This is a genomic window from Klebsiella sp. P1CD1 (assembly GCF_003790505.1).
Taxonomy (GTDB): domain Bacteria; phylum Pseudomonadota; class Gammaproteobacteria; order Enterobacterales; family Enterobacteriaceae; genus Klebsiella; species Klebsiella variicola.
This window is the reverse complement of sequence record NZ_CP033631.1, coordinates 4,205,497-4,222,852: the sequence shown is the minus strand read 5'-3', so window position 1 is coordinate 4,222,852 and position 17,356 is coordinate 4,205,497. Positions and strand designations below refer to the sequence as shown.

Sequence of the window (17,356 nt, the reverse complement as noted above, 5' to 3'; positions counted from 1 at the left end):
CCTTAAGCCACAAACCCGGTGACGGGCTACCGGAAAAATCATCAATTGTGCTGGCAATCACATTTCGCCGATCGGCGAAAGCGGCAGTTGGCGGCTGGAGTGGCTGATTAACTGATTGAATTTAAATGTATTAATAGAGTCAGCCCTGAAGTTAAAAAAGCACGTCAGGGCGGCAGTGAGGAAAAGCAGCGCGGCAGGTTAGTCGCTAACCAGCATGCGAGCGGTAGGATAATCGGTGATTAAAACATCAATGTAGCCGCCGGTGAGGGCGCCTTTGATGGCCGCGACTTTATCGGTACCGCCGGCCAGCGCGACCACGTTCGGGCATTTTTTGACCTTCTCCAGCGCCATACCGATCACCGGATCTTCATCATCGCGTAACACCGGATGGCCGTTTTTGTCGTAGTAGTGCAGGCAGATATCACCCACCGCGCCGCGCGCCGCCAGCACCTGCAGCATATCTTCGTGATAGTAGTTACCGGAGGTTTTCAGCAGTTGGGAGGGTTCGAGAATGCCGATGCCGACGATGGCGATATCCACTTCATCAAAGCGCGACACCACGTCAGCGACATCTTTGCTGGCCAGCAGCCGGTTGCGCTCCTCCATGGATCCCTCGATGCTCTGTGACGGCAGCAGCCAGGCGTCGCAATTCAGGCGCTGGGCGAGGGTCTGGGTAAGAATCGTCGCCTGCACGTTACCGTTTGGCCCGACGCCGCCCAGCAGCTGGATCACGCCGCTGGCTTTCAGGTTTTGCGCATGAACTTCATCGACCATCGCGCGAATGGTTGAGCTCCACGAGGAGACGCCAATCAGATCTTTTGGCCGCAGCCGGGTTTCCAGATAGTGGGCGGCAGCGGAGCCAATCGCCCGCTTGATGGTATGATCGCTGGCCTCTTCCTCGGTATCCACCACCACCGCCTGCTTAAGGCCGTAGCGCTCCTCAAGCCCTTTTTCGAGCTTCAGAAAGATGTTGGACGGCTGAACGACGCTGATCTTGACGACGCCTTCTTTCTGGCAGCGGGTAATGGCGCGGGAGACAAATGACTGAGACAGCGAGAGAAGTTGGGCGATATCAGACTGCTTTCGTCCTTCCAGATAGTAAAGCGTGGCAATCTTAACCAATAGCCGTTGTTCATCCTGCTTAGCCATATTAATCCTCGAAAATCATTTATCGCCTTTCTTCAGGCGGTTAGCTGCAGCCATTATCGTAGTGACTTTTATCATACGCGAAAAAAAATCAGACTTAAGTGTGACAGGCGTCTAACTTTTGCCAATCCTCAAAATCGACTATGGACAAAAACAAAACAGCCAGGCCATAATCGAATAAAGAATCATTATTGAATATATATTCAAGGCGATTTCGAGTCAATGTGTTTATCCGGGCTTCGCCTGGAGCGGGAGGCAGAATGTTCCTGAGTAGGGCGCTGTGGCAGAAGGCTTACCACCCGGCATGGGGATATCTGGTTTTTTTAGTCCTTGCTGGAATAAATATTCCATGCTGAAAATAAATTCAGAGGTGTGAAATGAATCCCTACAGATATGATATTCAGACGCTGGAGCGTAAAGCCCGCGCGGTGCGGCGCCATATTGTGCGCTTAAACGCCAATAGTCCGGCCGGCGGCCACACCGGGGCTGACCTTTCGCAGGTCGAACTGTTAACCGCGCTCTATTTCCGCGTTCTTAACGTCGCGCCGGACCGGCTCGACGACCCGCAGCGCGATATCTACATCCAGTCGAAAGGCCACGCCGTGGGGTGCTACTACTGCGTCCTGGCGGAAGCCGGTTTCTTCCCGGTTGAGTGGCTGGAGACCTACCAGCATGCCAATTCCCATCTCCCTGGCCACCCGGTGCGGCAGAAAACGCCGGGCATCGAGCTGAACACCGGCGCGCTGGGCCACGGTTTGCCTGTTGCGGTGGGGCTGGCGCTGGCCGCGAAGAAAAGCAACAGCACCCGCCGCATTTTTTTGATCACCGGCGACGGCGAACTGGCGGAAGGCAGTAACTGGGAAGCCGCCCTGGCGGCGGCGCACTACGGTCTGGATAACCTGGTCATTATTAATGATAAGAACAACCTCCAGCTGGCCGGGCCGACGCGCGAAATCATGAATACCGATCCGCTGGCCGATAAATGGCGCGCCTTCGGTATGGAAGTCAGCGAATGCCAGGGTAACGACATGGCCTCGGTGGTCGCGGCCATCGAGGGGCTACAGCAGAACGGTAAACCGAACGTTATTATTGCCAACACCACGAAAGGCGCGGGGATCTCCTTTATCCAGGGGCGCCCGGAGTGGCACCACCGGGTGCCGAAAGGCGAAGAGATCGCTCTGGCGCTGGAGGAACTGAAAGATGAGTAATACAGAACACCTGGCTAACGTCATGGTCGAGGCCTTTATCGCCGCCGTGGAAAACGGCGTCGATCTGGTGCCGGTGGTGGCCGACTCCACGTCGACGGCTAAAATCGCCCCCTTTATTAAGCAGTTTCCCGGTCGGCTGGTGAACGTCGGCATCGCTGAGCAGAGCATGGTCGGCACCGCCGCCGGTCTGGCGCTGGGCGGCAAAGTGGCGGTGACCTGTAACGCCGCGCCGTTTCTTATCTCGCGGGCCAATGAGCAAATCAAAGTGGATGTCTGCTACAACAACACCAACGTCAAGCTGTTCGGCCTTAACGCTGGAGCCAGCTACGGCCCGCTGGCCAGCACCCACCATGCCATTGACGATCTGGCGGTGATGCGCGGCTTTGGCAATATCCAGATCTTCGCCCCCTCCACGCCGCGCGAATGTCGGCAGATCATCGACTATGCTCTTGCTTATCAGGGCCCGGTCTATATTCGCCTCGATGGCAAGGCGCTGCCGGAGCTGCTTGACGAGTCGTATCGCTTTGTTCCCGGCGCTGTGTTGACCCTGCGCGAAGGCGAGGACGTCGCGCTGGTGGCCACCGGTTCGACGGTGCATGAAGTGGTGGAGGCGGCGCAGCAGCTTGCCGACCTCGGTATCCAGGCGAAAGTGGTCAACGTGCCGTCGATCCGCCCCTGCGATACCGCGGCGCTGCTGGCGGCGCTCCGGCCGTGTGGCTCAGTGATCACCGTCGAAGAGCATAACGTCAACGGCGGGTTGGGTAGCCTGGTGGCGGAGGTGCTGGCGGAAGCGGGGGTGGGCATTGCCCTGCAGCGGTTGGGGATCCCGGACGGGGAGTACGCCGCCGCCGCCGATCGCGGCTGGATGCGCCAGTACCACGGGTTTGATGCCGCCGCCATCGTTGCCCTGGTGCAAAAACGGGGCTGATGGACTGAACGCCCGTCGCGTGAAGCGCGGGCGTTTACTGCTGCAATGCGCAAAGCGTGATGACCTGCTCCTCCGACGCTATCCAGTGCAAGGGATAGCGTTGCTCCGCAAACTCAAGCGCTAAGGTGCTTGCCGTTATGTCCACGATCTGAAAATCGGCGAACCCCAGCGCGCGCTGATTTGCCGCAGGCGTCGCCTTAAACCCACTCTCTTTTGCCGAAAACGCCAGCGTCAGCGCCAGCGGGAAGGGCAGGCCGCTGCGCAGCAGCGCTGTTTTTTCCGTCGGACTGATAATGCTGTCCTCCAGCTCCGCCGCCATCTGGGGGGTAAACCGGCGCTCAATATCGACGCCCACCGGCCGATCGGCGATCACCGCCAGCGCGCGCTGGGCGCAGTGGCTGATGCTACCGAACCAGGGCGTGGGCCACAGCGGCTGGCGCTGGTCGCTGATGGCGGGAGGCTGTTTCTCCCCCACCTCGCGCAGGGCGTATACCGCGGCGATGCGTCCGGCCAGGTGCTCCGCCTGCCGCTTGCGGCCCCAGCCGCTCAGACTGGCGTGATAGGGCAGCCAGAACAGATCTTCAGGCTGGAAAGTCGCCGGGTCGAAGTCGATCTGCTGCAGCGTATAGCCGGCCAGCGGCAGCGTGGCGTGATGGATGCGCATAGGACAAGGTTACCGCGGTTGTCCCCGCCCTTTATCCTGCAAGGGCGGGGGAGGGAGAAGCCGCTATCAGAAGTGGGTGTTGACGCTCATATACCAGGTGCGGCCCGATTCGTTATAGGTCTCGGCACCGGCGCCATACATATAGCCGGTGGTGCCCCCGGTGGTCTGGGCGTTGCCCGCGCGCCAGTGACGCTTGTCGAAGACGTTATCCACGCCGCCGGTCAGACTGACGTATTTGGTGACGTCCCAGGTCGCGCTCAGGCCGAGGATGCTGTAGGGGCTGACCTCGTTCTTCTCGCTGCCGGTAACCGGTTGACCCTTGTAGTTGTACTTCTTCGGCTCCTGCTTGCCGTACCAGGTGAAGGTCGACTGCAGCGAAACGTCATCGCGTACCTGCCAGCTCAGCGTAGAGTTCAGCGTATATTCCGGGATAATCGACAGACGATCGCCGGTCTCTTTGTTCTTACTCTGCAGCATATAGGTGATGTTGTTGGTCCAGTTGACGGTCTCGCTCACCGGCACGTTCAACGTCCCTTCCAGGCCTTCCACCACCGCTTTTGGTACGTTTTCCCATTGGTAGAGGTCGGTGCCGCTGCCGTTGGTATAGACCGGGGCATAGCCCGCTTCAATCTTGTTGCGGTAGTCGTTGCGGAACCAGGTGACGCCCGCCAGCCAACCGTCGCGTTTAAACTCGAGGCCAATCTCTTTGTTGATGCTGGTCTCGGCTTTTAAGTCGTCGTTACCCTGCAGATAGCAGCCGGATTTACTGGCGTAGCAACCCTGGCCTTTGCTGTAGAGAATGTAGTTCGGGTTGGTCTGATACAGGCTCGGCGCTTTATAGGCGCGAGCGATACCCATCTTCAGCGTGAAGTCGTCCCACAGGCCCTGCGACAGGTTGAGGGACGGGCTCCAGTTGTTGCCGACGATGCTGTGATGATCGAAACGCAGCGCCGGGGTTAGCATGGTGGTGTCGGTCAGCTCCATGTTGTTCTCAGCGAACAGCGAGAAGATTTCCGCCTGCGAGTACGGGCTGCGGCCAGTGCTGTCGTAGCCCGGGATGCTGCCGCCCGACAGCGCCTGGGTGTTGGAGGCGTTATCCTTCATCCGCTGCTGGTTCCACTCGCTGCCCAGCGTCAGGTTCTGATTAACCAGATAGTCGAACGGGATGCTGACTTCACTGTGCAGCATCACATCCGCCAGATCGATATCCGAGAACTGATTACTGTTAAAGATCCCCTCGGTGCCCCCGGCCAGGCCTTCGCCTTTGCGCGAGTTGCGGGTGCGCTCGTACTGCGCCCAGTTGCTGGTGGTCACCCCGTTGTCCCAGGCGCCGTTCCAGGTGACCGAGTAGGTGTTGCGATACAGACGGTTGGTCTCTTTACCGTAGTTCTCTTTCACCAGGTCGTTGGTGTTGGTATTCTGAGTGTCGCCGGCGTAGAGGTTGCCCTGGCGGCTGTAGCCGGCTTCAAACTCCAGCGACTGCATCGGGGCGAATTCCCAGCGCACCAGACCATCGATGTTTTTATTTTGTACCCCTTCGCGCCCGGCAGGCAGGGTGTCGGCATAGATCCCGGTACGTTCGGACTGATGACCCTGGTTGATATCCCAGGCGTCGGCCTGCGTTTTGTCGAGGTTACCGAACAGACGGAAGCTGAAATCGCCGCCCAGCGGGCCGCTGAGGCTGAAGTTAGTGCGTTTGGTGGAGCCTTCATCCTTGTGCTCCGGGGCGTTCATATAGGTGTTCCATGAGCCGTGCCACTCATCGCCGGTTTTTTTGGTGATGATATTCACCACCCCGCCGGCGGCGCCGTTGCCGTAGCGGGCGGCGGCCGGGCCGCGGATCACTTCGATGCGTTCGATCATCTCCGGCGGCACCCAGCTGGTGTCGCCGCGGGTGTCGCGCTCGCCGCGCCAGCCAAGGCGCACGGAATTGCGGCTGGTGACCGGCTTGCCATCGATCAGGATCAGGGTGTTTTCCGGACCCATGCCGCGGATATCAATCTGGCGGTTATTGCCGCGCTGGCCGCTGGTGGAGTTGCCGGTCAGGTTGACCCCCGGCATGGTGCGAATGATCTCCGAGACGTCGCGCGCCGGCGGGCGTTTGCGGATCTCATCGGCGGTGATGGTGGAGACGCCCGGCGCCTGCAGATTCTGCTCGGCGGCGGTGACCACCATGGTCTCTTCAGCAGCGCTGTTTTTATCGTCGGTGGCGGTTTCCGCTGCGCTTAACGGAAAAGCAACCCCGTAAATTCCCAGATTGACCAGCAAGGCCAGGGATTTGATCCTGTTATTCATTGTTATTCCTGCTCTTTAGTCGCCACGTTCCCCAAACGCCCCTTCCCACCGGGAGGGGAGGCGGCATAAATGTTGCCGGAAGAGGGCAAAGGCACTCCGTCGCTAGCTGAATAAGCTCTCTTCGACATGTTTTGTGAAAGACGCGCTTCCCACGGCGCGCTAATACGCTATTGCAAATGCAAATAGTTATCAATAATATTATCAATAAAGAATTACAATTAATTAAAAAAGTCACGCTATACATAGGGTTAATGACAGAATGTTAAGGACAGGAAGCGAGGAGTGGTGGCAAACCCTGCAGGGGCCGCAGTGCCGCGCAGTGGATGACGCCATCGAGGTGACGTTCTGGTGGCGGGATCCGGCGGGGGATGAAACGCACTCTCCGCGCCGTCGGGTATGGCTCTATATCACCGGGGTGACCGACCACCATCAGAATGCGCGGCCGCAATCGCTGACGCGTCTGCCCGGGACCGACGCCTGGTCCTGGCGAACCACCCTGTCGTCGACCTGGCGCGGTAGCTACTGTTTTATTCCCTCCGACCGTGACGATGATTTTTCCCCTGAGGTGTTCAGCGCTGACGCGCCCGACCGCGCGCTGCTGCGCGAAGGCTGGCGCAAACTGCTGCCGCGGGCGATAGCCGATCCGCTGAACCCGCACAGCTGGCAGGGCGGACGCGGCCATGGCGTGTCGGCCCTGGAGATGCCGCAGGCGCCCGCGCAGCCCGGCTGGGACCAGTTTAATGAGGCGCATCCTCCCGCCCGATGCCTTGAGTGGCGCAGCGCGCGTCTGGGCAACCATCGCCGGGTCTGGATCTACACCACCGGCGAGGCCGTCGACCCGCAAACGCGGCCCCTGGCGATCCTGCTCGACGGCCAGTTCTGGGCCGAGAGCATGCCGGTGTGGTCGCCGCTGGCCGCGCTGACCAACGAGGGGAGTCTGCCGCCGGCGGTCTACCTGCTGATCGATGCGATCGACAACCAGCGCCGCGGGGTTGAGCTGCCCTGTCACCGCGATTTCTGGCTGGCGGTGCAGGAGGAGCTCCTGCCGCTGATCCGCGGCCATGCCCCGTTCAGCGACCGCCCGGAGCGGACAGTGGTGGCCGGGCAAAGCTTCGGCGGCCTGGCGGCGATGTTCGCCGCCCTCAACTGGCCGCAGCGCTTTGGCTGCGTACTCAGCCAGTCAGGCTCGTACTGGTGGCCGCATCGCGATGGCTGCGGGACGGGCTTTATCGGCGAACAGCTTCGCCAGGGTGAGGTGTCCGCGGCCGGGCTGCGCATCTGGCTGGAAGCGGGCCAGCGTGAACCGATTATTTTTCGCGCCAACCAGGCGCTGTTGGCGCAACTCACTACGACACAGCAGACGATTTTCTGGCGTCAGGTTGACGGCGGGCATGATGCGCTTTGCTGGCGCGGCGGGCTGACGGCAGGGCTTATCCAGCTCTGGCAGCCTCTGCTGTCGCACCCTTAGCACCGCGCTTTACGACAGGAGTTTGATATGCAATTCAGTAACCCCTTCGACAATCCGCAAGGGCAGTTTTACATTCTGCGCAATGATCAGCAGCAGTACAGCCTGTGGCCGGCGCACTGCGACCTGCCTGCCGGCTGGGCGGTGGTGTGCCCCCCGCAGTCGGCCGAGGCCTGCAACGCCTGGCTGGCGGCCAACTGGTCAACCCTGACCCCCGCCCATCATGCGTCATAAGGAGCTGACAATGACCACTCGTTTACCGCTGGTTGCCGCGCAGCCGGGGATCTGGATGGCCGAGCGCCTCTCCACTCTGCCAGGCGCCTGGAGCGTGGCCCACTATGTTGAACTGCGGGGCGCGCTCGACCCGGCGCTGCTGGGTAAGGCGATTGTCGCCGGTCTGCAGCAGGCGGACACCCTCAGCCTGCGCTTTGAGGAAGAGGAGGGGGAAGTCTGGCAGTGGGTGGTGGCCGACCGCACCTTTGGCGAACCGTCGATCATTGACCTGCGTACGGCGCCGGATCCGCATCGCGCCGCCACGGAGCGGATGCAGGCGGACCTGGCGCAGGATCTGCGTGTCGACGGCGGCAACCCGCTGGTGTGCCATCAGCTGCTGCGCGTCGGCGACGACCGCTGGTACTGGTATCAGCGTTATCACCACTTGCTGGTGGATGGCTTCAGCTTCCCGGCGATAACCCGGCAGATCGCCGCCATTTACCGCGCCTGGCAGCGGGGGGAAGCCACTCCTGAGTCGCCTTTCACCCCCTTCGCCGAGGTGGTGGACGAGTACCAGCGCTACGCCGGCAGCGAGGCCTGGCAGCGGGATAAAGCCTTCTGGCAGGCTCAGCGCCAGGCGTTACCGTCGCCTGCCTCACTCTCTGCCGCGCCGCTGGGCGGACGCGCCGCCGGGAGCGATATCTGGCGGATGAAGCTGGAGATGAACGCCGACGCCTTCCGCCGTCTGGCTGGCCATGCGCCGCAGTGTCAGCCCGCTGACCTGGCGCTGGCGCTCACCACGCTGTGGCTGGGCCGCCTGTGCAACCGGATGGACTACGCGGCGGGCTTTATCTTTATGCGCCGGATGGGTTCAGCCGCGCTGACCTCGACGGGGCCGGTGCTCAATGTCCTGCCTCTGGCGGTGCATATTGACGCCCAGGAGACGCTGGCAGACCTGGCGATGCGCCTCGCCGCTCAGTTGAAAAAGATGCGCCGCCATCAGCGCTATGACGCCGAACAGATCGTTCGCGACAGCGGCAAAGCGGCAGGGGACGAACCGCTGTTCGGCCCGGTGCTGAACGTCAAAGTCTTTGATTACCAGCTGGATATCGATGGTGTGCAGGCAGTGACCCACACCCTCGCCACCGGCCCGGTCAACGATCTCGAGCTGGCGCTGTTCCCGGATGAGACCGGCGGGCTGTCGCTGGAGATCCTCGCCAACAAGGCCCGGTACGACGAAGCCGAGCTCCGTCGCCATGTGGCGAGACTGACCGCGCTGCTGGCGCAGTTCGCCGCCGATCCGGCGCTGCGCTGCGGCGAAGCAGAGATGCTCTCCGCCAACGAGCTGGCCCGGCTGGCGGCGGTCAACGATACCGTTGTGCCGCTGCCTGCCACCACCCTCAGCGCGCTGGTGGCCGACCAGGCGCGAAAGACCCCGGATGCCCCGGCGCTGGCGGACGCCCGCTGGCAGTTCAGCTATCGCGAGATGCGTCAGCAGGTGGTGGCGCTCGCGCAACTGCTGCGTCAGCGCGGCGTGAAGCCGGGCGACAGCGTGGCGGTGGCCCTGCCGCGCTCGGTGTTCCTGACCCTGGCGCTGCACGGTATTGTCGAAGCGGGGGCCGCCTGGCTGCCGCTGGACACCGGCTACCCGGACGACCGCCTGCGGATGATGCTGGAAGACGCCCGGCCGTCGCTGCTGATCACCTCGGAGGATCAACTGGCCCGCTTCAGCGATATTCCGGGGCTGGAAAGCCTCTGCTATCAGCAGCCGCTGGCCGCCGGGGATGACGCGCCGCTGGCGCTGTCAAAACCGGACCATACCGCCTACATCATCTTTACCTCCGGCTCCACCGGGCGGCCTAAAGGGGTGATGGTCGGCCAGACCGCCATCGTCAACCGCCTGCTGTGGATGCAGGATCGCTATCCGTTATCTGCCCAGGACGTGGTGGCGCAGAAAACGCCGTGCAGTTTCGACGTGTCGGTGTGGGAGTTCTGGTGGCCGTTTATCGCCGGCGCGCAGCTGGTGATGGCCGAGCCGGAGGCGCACCGCGACCCGCAGGCGATGCAGCAGTTCTTCGCCCGCTACGGCGTGACCACCACCCACTTTGTGCCGTCGATGCTGGCGGCGTTTGTCGCCTCGCTGGATGCCGACAGCGTCGCTGCCTGCCGCACGCTGCGGCGGGTATTCTGCAGCGGCGAAGCGCTGCCGACGGAATTGTGCCGCGAGTGGGAGCGCTTAACCGGCGCGCCGCTGCATAACCTGTACGGCCCGACGGAGGCGGCGGTGGACGTCAGCTGGTATCCGGCCTGCGGGCCTGAGCTGGCGGCGGTGACCGGCAGCAGCGTGCCGATTGGCTGGCCGGTGTGGAACACCGGGCTGCGCATTCTCGATGCCGCGATGCGCCCGGTGCCGCCGGGGGTGGCGGGGGATCTTTATCTCACCGGCATCCAGCTGGCGCAGGGCTATCTGGGACGTCCGGACCTCACCGCCAGCCGCTTTATCGCCGACCCGTTTGCCCCCGGCGAGCGGATGTATCGCACCGGCGACGTGGCGCGCTGGCTGACGAACGGCGCGGTGGAGTATCTTGGCCGCAGCGACGACCAGCTGAAGATCCGCGGGCAGCGCATCGAGCTTGGCGAGATTGACCGGGTGATGTCGGGCCTGCCGGACGTGGCGCAGGCGGTGAGTCACGCCTGCGTCTTCAACCAGGCGGCGGCGACCGGCGGCGATGCCCGACAGCTGGTGGGCTATCTGGTCTCTGACTCCGGCCTGCCGCTGGATACCGCGGCGCTGAAAGCGCGGCTGGCGGAACAGCTGCCGCCGCATATGGTGCCGGTGGTGCTGATGCAGCTCGCTGAGCTGCCGCTTAGCGCCAACGGCAAACTGGACCGCAAAGCGCTGCCGCTGCCGACCCTCGGCGGGGAGCGCAGCGGCCGGCCGCCGGAGCCCGGGATGGAAACCCTTGTCGCCACGGCCTTCAGCCAGCTGCTGGGCTGCGAGGTGAACGATATCGACGCCGATTTCTTCGCCCTCGGCGGTCATTCTCTGCTGGCGATGCGTCTGGCGGCACAGCTCAGCCGCCAGCTGGCGCGGCAGGTGACCCCGGGGCAGGTGATGGTGGCCTCGACGGTGGGCAAACTGAGCGCGCTGCTGGCTGCCGATCTCAGCGTTGAGCAGGCCCGGCGCCTGGGGCTGGATACGCTTCTGCCGCTGCGCGAGAGCGACGGCCCGACGCTGTTCTGCTTCCATCCGGCCTCCGGCTTCGCCTGGCAGTTCAGCGTGCTGGCGCGCTATCTCAGCCCGCGCTGGTCAATAACCGGTATTCAGTCGCCGCGCCCGCAGGGGCCGATGGCCAGCGCCGCCAGCCTCGACGAGGTGTGCGAGCACCATCTGCGCACGCTGCTGGCGCAGCAGCCGCACGGCCCTTATTACCTGTTTGGGTATTCGCTGGGCGGCACCTTAGCCCAGGGGATTGCCGCCCGCTTGCGCCAGCGCGGCGAAGCGGTGGCCTTCCTCGGCCTGCTGGATACCTGGCCGCCGGAGACGCAAAACTGGGCAGAGAAAGAGGCCAACGGGCTGGATCCCGAGGTACTGGCGGAGATCGACCGCGAGCGCGAAGCGTTCCTCGCCGCCCAGCAAGGGCAAGCCTCCGGCGAGCTGTTCAGCGCTATCGAAGGTAACTATGCCGATGCGGTGCGGCTGTTAACCACCGCCCACAGCGCGAAGTTTGACGGCAAGGCGACGCTTTTCGTGGCGGAGAAGACGCGGCAGGCGGGGATGGATCCGCAGGTCGTATGGGGCCCGTGGGTGGCGGAACTGGAGGTGTTCAGCCAGAACTGCGCCCACGTCGACATTATCTCCCCGCAGGCCTTTGAAGCCATCGGCCCGGTGGTCAGGGAGATTCTGGGGTAACGGTTGAGTTCGGGCTACAGCAGGTAGCCCGGCTCAGCGTAGCGCAAGCCGGCGAAAGAGGAGATTACCGGCGGCCCAGCGGGACCACCAGCGGCGTATGCGCCACCGGATCTTCAATGATCGTGCAGCGCAGGCCGTAAATCCGTTCAATCAGATCGGCGGTGACGATCTCCTTCGGCGCCCCCTCGGCGACGATCTTGCCGTCGCGCAGGGCGATCAGGTGGGTGGCGTAGCGGCAGGCCTGGTTAAGATCGTGCAGCACCGCCGCCAGGGTATAGCCCTTCTCGCGATTCAGCTCACTCAATAGCTCCAGCAGATCGATCTGATGGCTGATGTCCAGCCAGGTGGTTGGCTCATCAAGCAGCATAATCGCCGTCTCCTGGGCCAGCACCATCGCAATCCACGCCCGCTGCCGCTGGCCGCCGGAAAGCGTGTCGACGCTCTGCAGCGCCAGATCGCTGATCCCGGTCGCCCGCATCGCCTTGTTCACCGCCTCTTCATCTTCTTTGCGCCAGCGGGTAAACAGCGGCTGGTGCGGATAGCGCCCACGGGCCACCAGCTCCTGCACCGTGATATCGCCAGGAGTGGTGGCATTCTGCGCCAGCAGCCCGATGCGGCGGGCAACCTCTTTACTGGCGTACTGCTGGATCTGCGCGCCGTCGAGCCAGACGTGGCCGCTGGCGGGCGTCATCAGGCGACTGAGGGTGCGCAATAGCGTCGACTTGCCGCAGCCGTTGGGGCCGATAATGGCGGTGAAGTGACCGTCAGGGATGGTCACGTTCAGCGACTCGGCGATGGTCTTGTTACCGTAGGCCAGGGTTAACTGCTCGCCGCGCAAACGGGAGGGGACAGCACTCATTTTTTGCGGGACTCCTGAATCAACAATGCAATAAGGTAAATACCGCCGAGGCTGACGGTTAACACGCCAACCGGCAGCTGCCACGGCATAAACAGCCGCTGGGCGCCGTAATCGGCCAGCGCCAGCAGCAGCGCGCCGCACAGGGCTGATTGGGTCAGTCCCCAGCGGGCCGTGCCGCTCAGGCGGCGGGCGATATGCGGCGCCACCAGCGCAATAAATGAGATCGGCCCGGCCAGCGCCGTCGAGGCGGCGGTGAGCACCACCGCCACCAGCATCAGCAGCAGGCGCGAACGCTCGACCTGCACACCCAGCGCGCAGGCGGTATCGTCGCCCATCTCCAGCAGTCGCATCCGGCGAACCAGCAGGGCGCTGCCCACCAGCATCAACAGGATCAGCGGCGCCGACGGCCAGGTTTTACCCCAGGTCAGGCCGTTAAGCGATCCGGCGTTCCACAGGCCCGCAGAAAGGGCGGTCTCCAGCGAGGCGCGCAGCAGCAGCCAGGTGTTGAATGCCACCAGCATGGCGCGCACGCCGATGCCGATAATGATCAGGCGGAAGGTCTCGATCCCGTTGCGCCAGGCCAGCAGCCAGACCACCAGCGAGGTCAACACCCCGCCGGCCATCGCCGCCAGGGCAATCGCCGTCAGGTTCTGGCCGAAGAGGACCATCGCCACCAGCACGCCGCTCCAGGCGCCGGTGTTAAAGCCCATCACGTCCGGGCTGCCGAGCGGGTTGCGGGTCAGCGACTGGAAAATGGCGCCGCTGACGCCGAGCGCGGCGCCGATGAGCAGCGCCATTAACACCCGCGGCAGCCGCCATTCGTTCACCACCATCGCGACGTTGCGCGGCGCATCGCCGAACAGCGCCGAGAACACCTGGTCAATCGTCAGGGGCACCGGGCCTTGCGCCAGCCCGAGCAGGGAAATCAGCAGGCTGGCGGCCATCAGCACCAGGCAACTGGCTATCAGGCGGCGGGACGGGGCAATCACAGGCCACCTCCCCGCGGCTGGCGGCGCACCAGCCAGATCAGCACCGGCGCGCCGAGAAAGGCGCTCACCACCGATACCCGCAGTTCGCCGGGCACCAGCAGGCGGCCAATCACGTCGGCAAACAGCAGCAGGGCCGGGGTGGCGAGCAGGGTGACCGGCAGCGACCAGCGATGATCGGCCCCCACCAGCCAGCGCGCCATATGCGGCATCATCAGGCCGATAAAGGCGATGGGGCCGACGACGGCGGTGGCGCTGCCGCACAGGACGGTGATGACGATCAGGCCGATCAGCTGGGTGCGGGCGACGCGGCTGCCGAGGGCGGTGGCGGTATCGTTGCCGAGGCTCAGGCTGTTAAGCGCCCGGCTCAGCAGCAGGGCGGCGATCCCCGCTATCACCACCGGCAGCAGGACAATTTTCAGCGTCTGCAGGGTGCGGATATCCAGCGAACCGGCCTGCCAGAAGCGCAGCTGATCGTAGACGTCCGGGTTGAGCAGGGCGATGCCGTTGGACAGCCCCTCCAGCACCGCCGCAAGGGCGACCCCGGCGAGGGTGAGGCGCACCGGACTCAGCTGGCCGCCGCCCTGACTGCCGGTAAAGGCCACCAGCAGCGAGGCGCAGAGCGCGCCGCAAAACGCCAGCAGCAGTTGCTCCTGCGGGGAGGTGATCCCGAACAGCGCCGCGCCGAGGACGATGGCGAAGCTGGCGCCGGAGTTGACCCCCAGCAGGCCGGGGTCGGCCAGCGGGTTGCGGGTGAGCGTCTGCATCAGCGCGCCGGCGAGACCGAGGGCGACGCCGGCCAGCAGACCGGCCAGGGTACGCGGCAGGCGCGCGTCCAGCACGATGGTGCAGTCGGCGCTTTGACAGGTTCCGCTGAAGGCGGTGAATACCGTGCCGATCGGCAACGATTTGGCGCCGATGGTCAGGCTAAGCGCGGCGGCTAAGGCGAGTAATAGCAACAATCCGGGCACGGCGACAGAGCGTACCGCGGTCGTAGAAAACGACATAACTGACATCCCTGATATGATAATGATAGTAATTATCGTTATCGATTTTATTCAGCTATGGTAGCATGACCCACAGTAAAAAGGGTATTAAAAATAACGACAAGGCGCTGTAATGAACCGACAATCCTGGCTGCTCAATCTCAGCCTGCTGAAAACTCACCCGGCGTTTCGCGCCGTTTTTATCGCTCGCTTTATCTCTATTCTGTCGCTTGGCCTGCTGGGCGTGGCCATTCCGGTCCAGATCCAGATGATGACCCATTCGACCTGGCAGGTCGGGCTGTCGGTGACGCTGACCGGCGCGTCGATGTTTGTTGGCTTGATGGTGGGGGGCGTGCTGGCTGACCGCTATGAACGTAAACGCCTGATCCTGCTGGCGCGCGGCACCTGCGGCGTGGGCTTTGTCGGTCTGTGTCTGAACGCCCTGCTGCCGGAGCCGTCGCTGGCGGCGATCTACCTGCTGGGGATCTGGGACGGGTTCTTCGCCTCGTTGGGGGTGACCGCGCTGCTGGCGGCGACCCCGGCGCTGGTGGGGCGGGAAAACCTGATGCAGGCCGGGGCCATCACCATGTTGACGGTGCGCCTTGGCTCGGTGATTTCGCCGATGATCGGCGGCCTGCTGCTGGCCACCGGCGGCGTGGCCTGGAACTTCGGCCTGGCGGCGGCGGGGACCTTTATCACCACCTTAACCCTGCTGCGTCTGCCGCAGCTGCCACCGCCTCCGCAGCCGCGCGAGCATCCGCTGCGATCTCTGCTGGCGGGGCTGACCTTCCTCTGTCAGAGCCCGCTTATCGGCGGGATTGCGCTGCTTGGCGGTCTGCTGACCATGGCCAGCGCGGTGCGGGTGCTCTATCCGGCGCTGGCCGGGAGCTGGCAGATGTCGGCCGGACAGATTGGCCTGCTGTATGCCGCTATTCCGCTCGGTGCGGCGCTGGGGGCGTTGACCAGCGGCCAACTGGCCCAGACGGTGCGGCCGGGTGCGCTGATGCTGGCGACCACGGTGGGATCGTTTGTCGCCATTGCGCTGTTCAGCCTGATGCCGCACTGGGCGTTGGGCGCGCTGTGCCTGGCGCTGTTTGGCTGGCTGAGCGCTATTAGCTCGCTGCTGCAGTACACCCTGATCCAGACCCAGACGCCGGAAAATATGCTCGGGCGGATTAATGGTCTGTGGACCGCGCAAAACGTCACCGGCGACGCCATCGGCGCGGCGCTGCTCGGCGGATTAGGGGCGGTGATGACCCCGGCGGCATCCGCCAGCGCCAGCGGCTGGGCGCTGGCCCTCGTCGGCGTGCTGTTGGTGGGGCTGCTACGCGAGCTGCGCCGTTTCCAGCGCCCGGAAATCGTCAACGAAAGTTAAGTAGGGTGCGATTGCCCGGTGGCGGCTACGCCTTACCGGGCCTACAGTCTCGGGCATTGTAGGCCGGTGCAAGCGCCGCGTCGCCCGGCAAAGAGTTCAGGTTGCGTACCCGTCCTGATGCCCGGTGGCGGCTGCGCCTTACCGGGCCTACGGTCTCGGGTATTGTAGGCCGGGCAAGCGGAGCGCCGCCCGGCAAAGAGTTCAGGTTACGTACCCGTCCTGATGGCACGGCCCGCGTTAGCCGAACAGGCTGGAGAGACGCTGGAGCACCAGCAGGGCGCTGTAGTAGTCAAGACGGAAGGTCTCGGTGCCCAGCGGGTAGACGCGTTTGCCTGCGACCGCCGGGAGATGCGCCAGCAGCGGGTTGGCGTAGATGGCATCCGCATCTTTCTGGTCGCCGGCGAACAGGAACAGGCTCTGGCCGTTCAGACCGGCCGCGAGGTTCTCCCCGCCCAGCTGCACGATATCGTGGCGTTTACCCTGGCTATGGCTGGCGGGCAGGCCGCCCGGCAGCGTCGCCAGGCTAAAGCCCAGCTGTTCGAGCATCTGCCCCTGGGCCGATGCCGGCGTCCAGATATTGGCGCTGTGCGCGGCGGCGGTATAGACCAGGGCGGTCACCGGCTGCGGCGGCAGTTTCATTTTTTCTTTTAACGAAACGAGCTGTTTATTGAAGTCGGCTATGCGCGCGCTGGCCTGCTGCTCATGGCCGGTGATCTGCCCCAGTTGGGTGAGCAAGGTTTGCCAGCTTTTATCGTCATAGTTGATGACCAGCGTCGGAGCGATCGTTTTGAGCTGATCGTACAGCGGCAGGGCAGAGTCGCCGCCGGTGGCGCTCACCAGGATCAGATCCGGCATCTGGGCGGCCACCGCTTCCGCGCTTGGTTCGCCGATGTACAGCCGCGCCAGCTTGCGGGCTTTGGCGACCTCGCTCCACTGGCGCAGAAAGCCCTGACTATCGGCGACGCGGTTGTTCGGCGTGGTGGCGCCGCTGGCGACCACCGGGGCGTCAATCGCCAACAGCGAGCCGGTGAGGGTCACGCTGGTGGAGACAATGCGCAGCGGCTGGCTTAGCAGGGTGTGTGTCCCGTAGCTGTCGGTGACCTGGCGCGGCCAGTCCGCCGCCTGGGCTGAGGTAATTCCTAAAAGCAACAGCATGCCGGTCAGCGCACCGCGGCGGCAGAAAGAAAAGAAGTTCACGTCATCGCATCCTGATTCGAAAGGTAATAAATGCGTCTCATTTTCAACTTTGCGTCAGCAGGATGCAAGCCAAAGTGGCGCGCAATGACGTAACGCGGTTGACATGGCGGGCAATACCTTT

General features: G+C 63.5%; 13 protein-coding genes. 6 read left to right on the top strand and 7 right to left on the bottom strand.

Annotated elements, in window-relative coordinates; genetic code table 11:
• Positions 1-198: 198 nt before the first annotated feature.
• Positions 199-1,149: a sugar-binding transcriptional regulator gene (locus DTA24_RS21000; RefSeq protein ID WP_060619272.1), complete on the bottom strand. Its 951-nt coding sequence runs from the start codon at positions 1,147-1,149 to the stop codon at positions 199-201.
• Positions 1,150-1,523: 374 nt separating this feature from the next.
• Between DTA24_RS21000 and DTA24_RS20990 the strand changes: the two genes are divergently transcribed.
• The gene (locus DTA24_RS20990; RefSeq protein WP_008805574.1) at positions 1,524-2,354 is read left to right on the top strand and encodes a transketolase; all 831 of its coding nucleotides are present in this window, start codon (positions 1,524-1,526) and stop codon (positions 2,352-2,354) included.
• Positions 2,347-3,282, top strand: coding sequence for a transketolase family protein (locus DTA24_RS20985; protein ID WP_032739297.1), 936 nt, complete (start codon positions 2,347-2,349; stop codon positions 3,280-3,282). Before DTA24_RS20990 ends, DTA24_RS20985 begins: the two co-directional genes overlap by 8 nt.
• Before the next feature lie 34 nt (positions 3,283-3,316).
• Here the strand turns inward: DTA24_RS20985 and entD are convergent, their stop codons facing one another.
• Together entD and fepA are read right to left on the bottom strand one after the other, a co-directional pair.
• Positions 3,317-3,946, bottom strand: a complete 630-nt coding sequence (entD, locus tag DTA24_RS20980) for an enterobactin synthase subunit EntD (protein WP_032739299.1) — start codon at positions 3,944-3,946, stop codon at positions 3,317-3,319.
• A 66-nt stretch (positions 3,947-4,012) separates the two neighbouring features.
• On the bottom strand, positions 4,013-6,241 hold the full coding sequence (gene fepA / locus DTA24_RS20975; protein WP_032739301.1) for a siderophore enterobactin receptor FepA: 2,229 nt from the start codon (positions 6,239-6,241) through the stop codon (positions 4,013-4,015).
• 259 nt (positions 6,242-6,500) lie between these two features.
• Between fepA and fes the strand changes: the two genes are divergently transcribed.
• From fes to entF, 3 genes are read left to right on the top strand one after another with little or no spacing between them, the layout of a single operon-like run.
• A complete protein-coding gene (gene fes / locus DTA24_RS20965) occupies positions 6,501-7,709 on the top strand; it encodes an enterochelin esterase (protein ID WP_123837052.1) in 1,209 nt (402 codons plus the stop codon).
• A gap of 27 nt (positions 7,710-7,736) precedes the next feature.
• Positions 7,737-7,940 (top strand): MbtH family protein, encoded by a 204-nt coding sequence (locus tag DTA24_RS20960; RefSeq protein ID WP_004178967.1) that lies wholly within the window; start codon positions 7,737-7,739, stop codon positions 7,938-7,940.
• Between the two features lie 10 nt (positions 7,941-7,950).
• Entirely contained in the window at positions 7,951-11,832 is a 3,882-nt protein-coding gene (entF, locus tag DTA24_RS20955; RefSeq protein WP_123837051.1) for an enterobactin non-ribosomal peptide synthetase EntF, read from the top strand.
• A 64-nt stretch (positions 11,833-11,896) separates the two neighbouring features.
• Here entF and fepC read toward each other — a convergent pair whose 3' ends face one another.
• The 3 genes from fepC to fepD are packed head-to-tail and all read right to left on the bottom strand — an operon-like array spanning position 11,897 to position 14,684.
• A complete protein-coding gene (fepC, locus tag DTA24_RS20950; protein WP_012542491.1) occupies positions 11,897-12,691 on the bottom strand; it encodes an iron-enterobactin ABC transporter ATP-binding protein in 795 nt (264 codons plus the stop codon).
• Entirely contained in the window at positions 12,688-13,680 is a 993-nt protein-coding gene (fepG, locus tag DTA24_RS20945) for an iron-enterobactin ABC transporter permease (RefSeq protein WP_012968727.1), read from the bottom strand. Before fepG ends, fepC begins: the two co-directional genes overlap by 4 nt.
• The gene (gene fepD / locus DTA24_RS20940; protein WP_023297205.1) at positions 13,677-14,684 is read right to left on the bottom strand and encodes a Fe(3+)-siderophore ABC transporter permease; all 1,008 of its coding nucleotides are present in this window, start codon (positions 14,682-14,684) and stop codon (positions 13,677-13,679) included. Before fepD ends, fepG begins: the two co-directional genes overlap by 4 nt.
• 112 nt (positions 14,685-14,796) lie before the next feature.
• Here fepD and entS point away from each other — a divergent pair, with 112 nt between their 5' ends.
• Complete coding sequence (entS, locus tag DTA24_RS20935) at positions 14,797-16,038, top strand: enterobactin transporter EntS (protein ID WP_008805583.1); 1,242 nt, start codon at positions 14,797-14,799, stop codon at positions 16,036-16,038.
• Between the two features lie 237 nt (positions 16,039-16,275).
• Here the strand turns inward: entS and fepB are convergent, their stop codons facing one another.
• Positions 16,276-17,235, bottom strand: a complete 960-nt coding sequence (fepB, locus tag DTA24_RS20930) for a Fe2+-enterobactin ABC transporter substrate-binding protein (protein ID WP_110204251.1) — start codon at positions 17,233-17,235, stop codon at positions 16,276-16,278.
• Between the last annotated feature and the right edge of the window lie 121 nt (positions 17,236-17,356).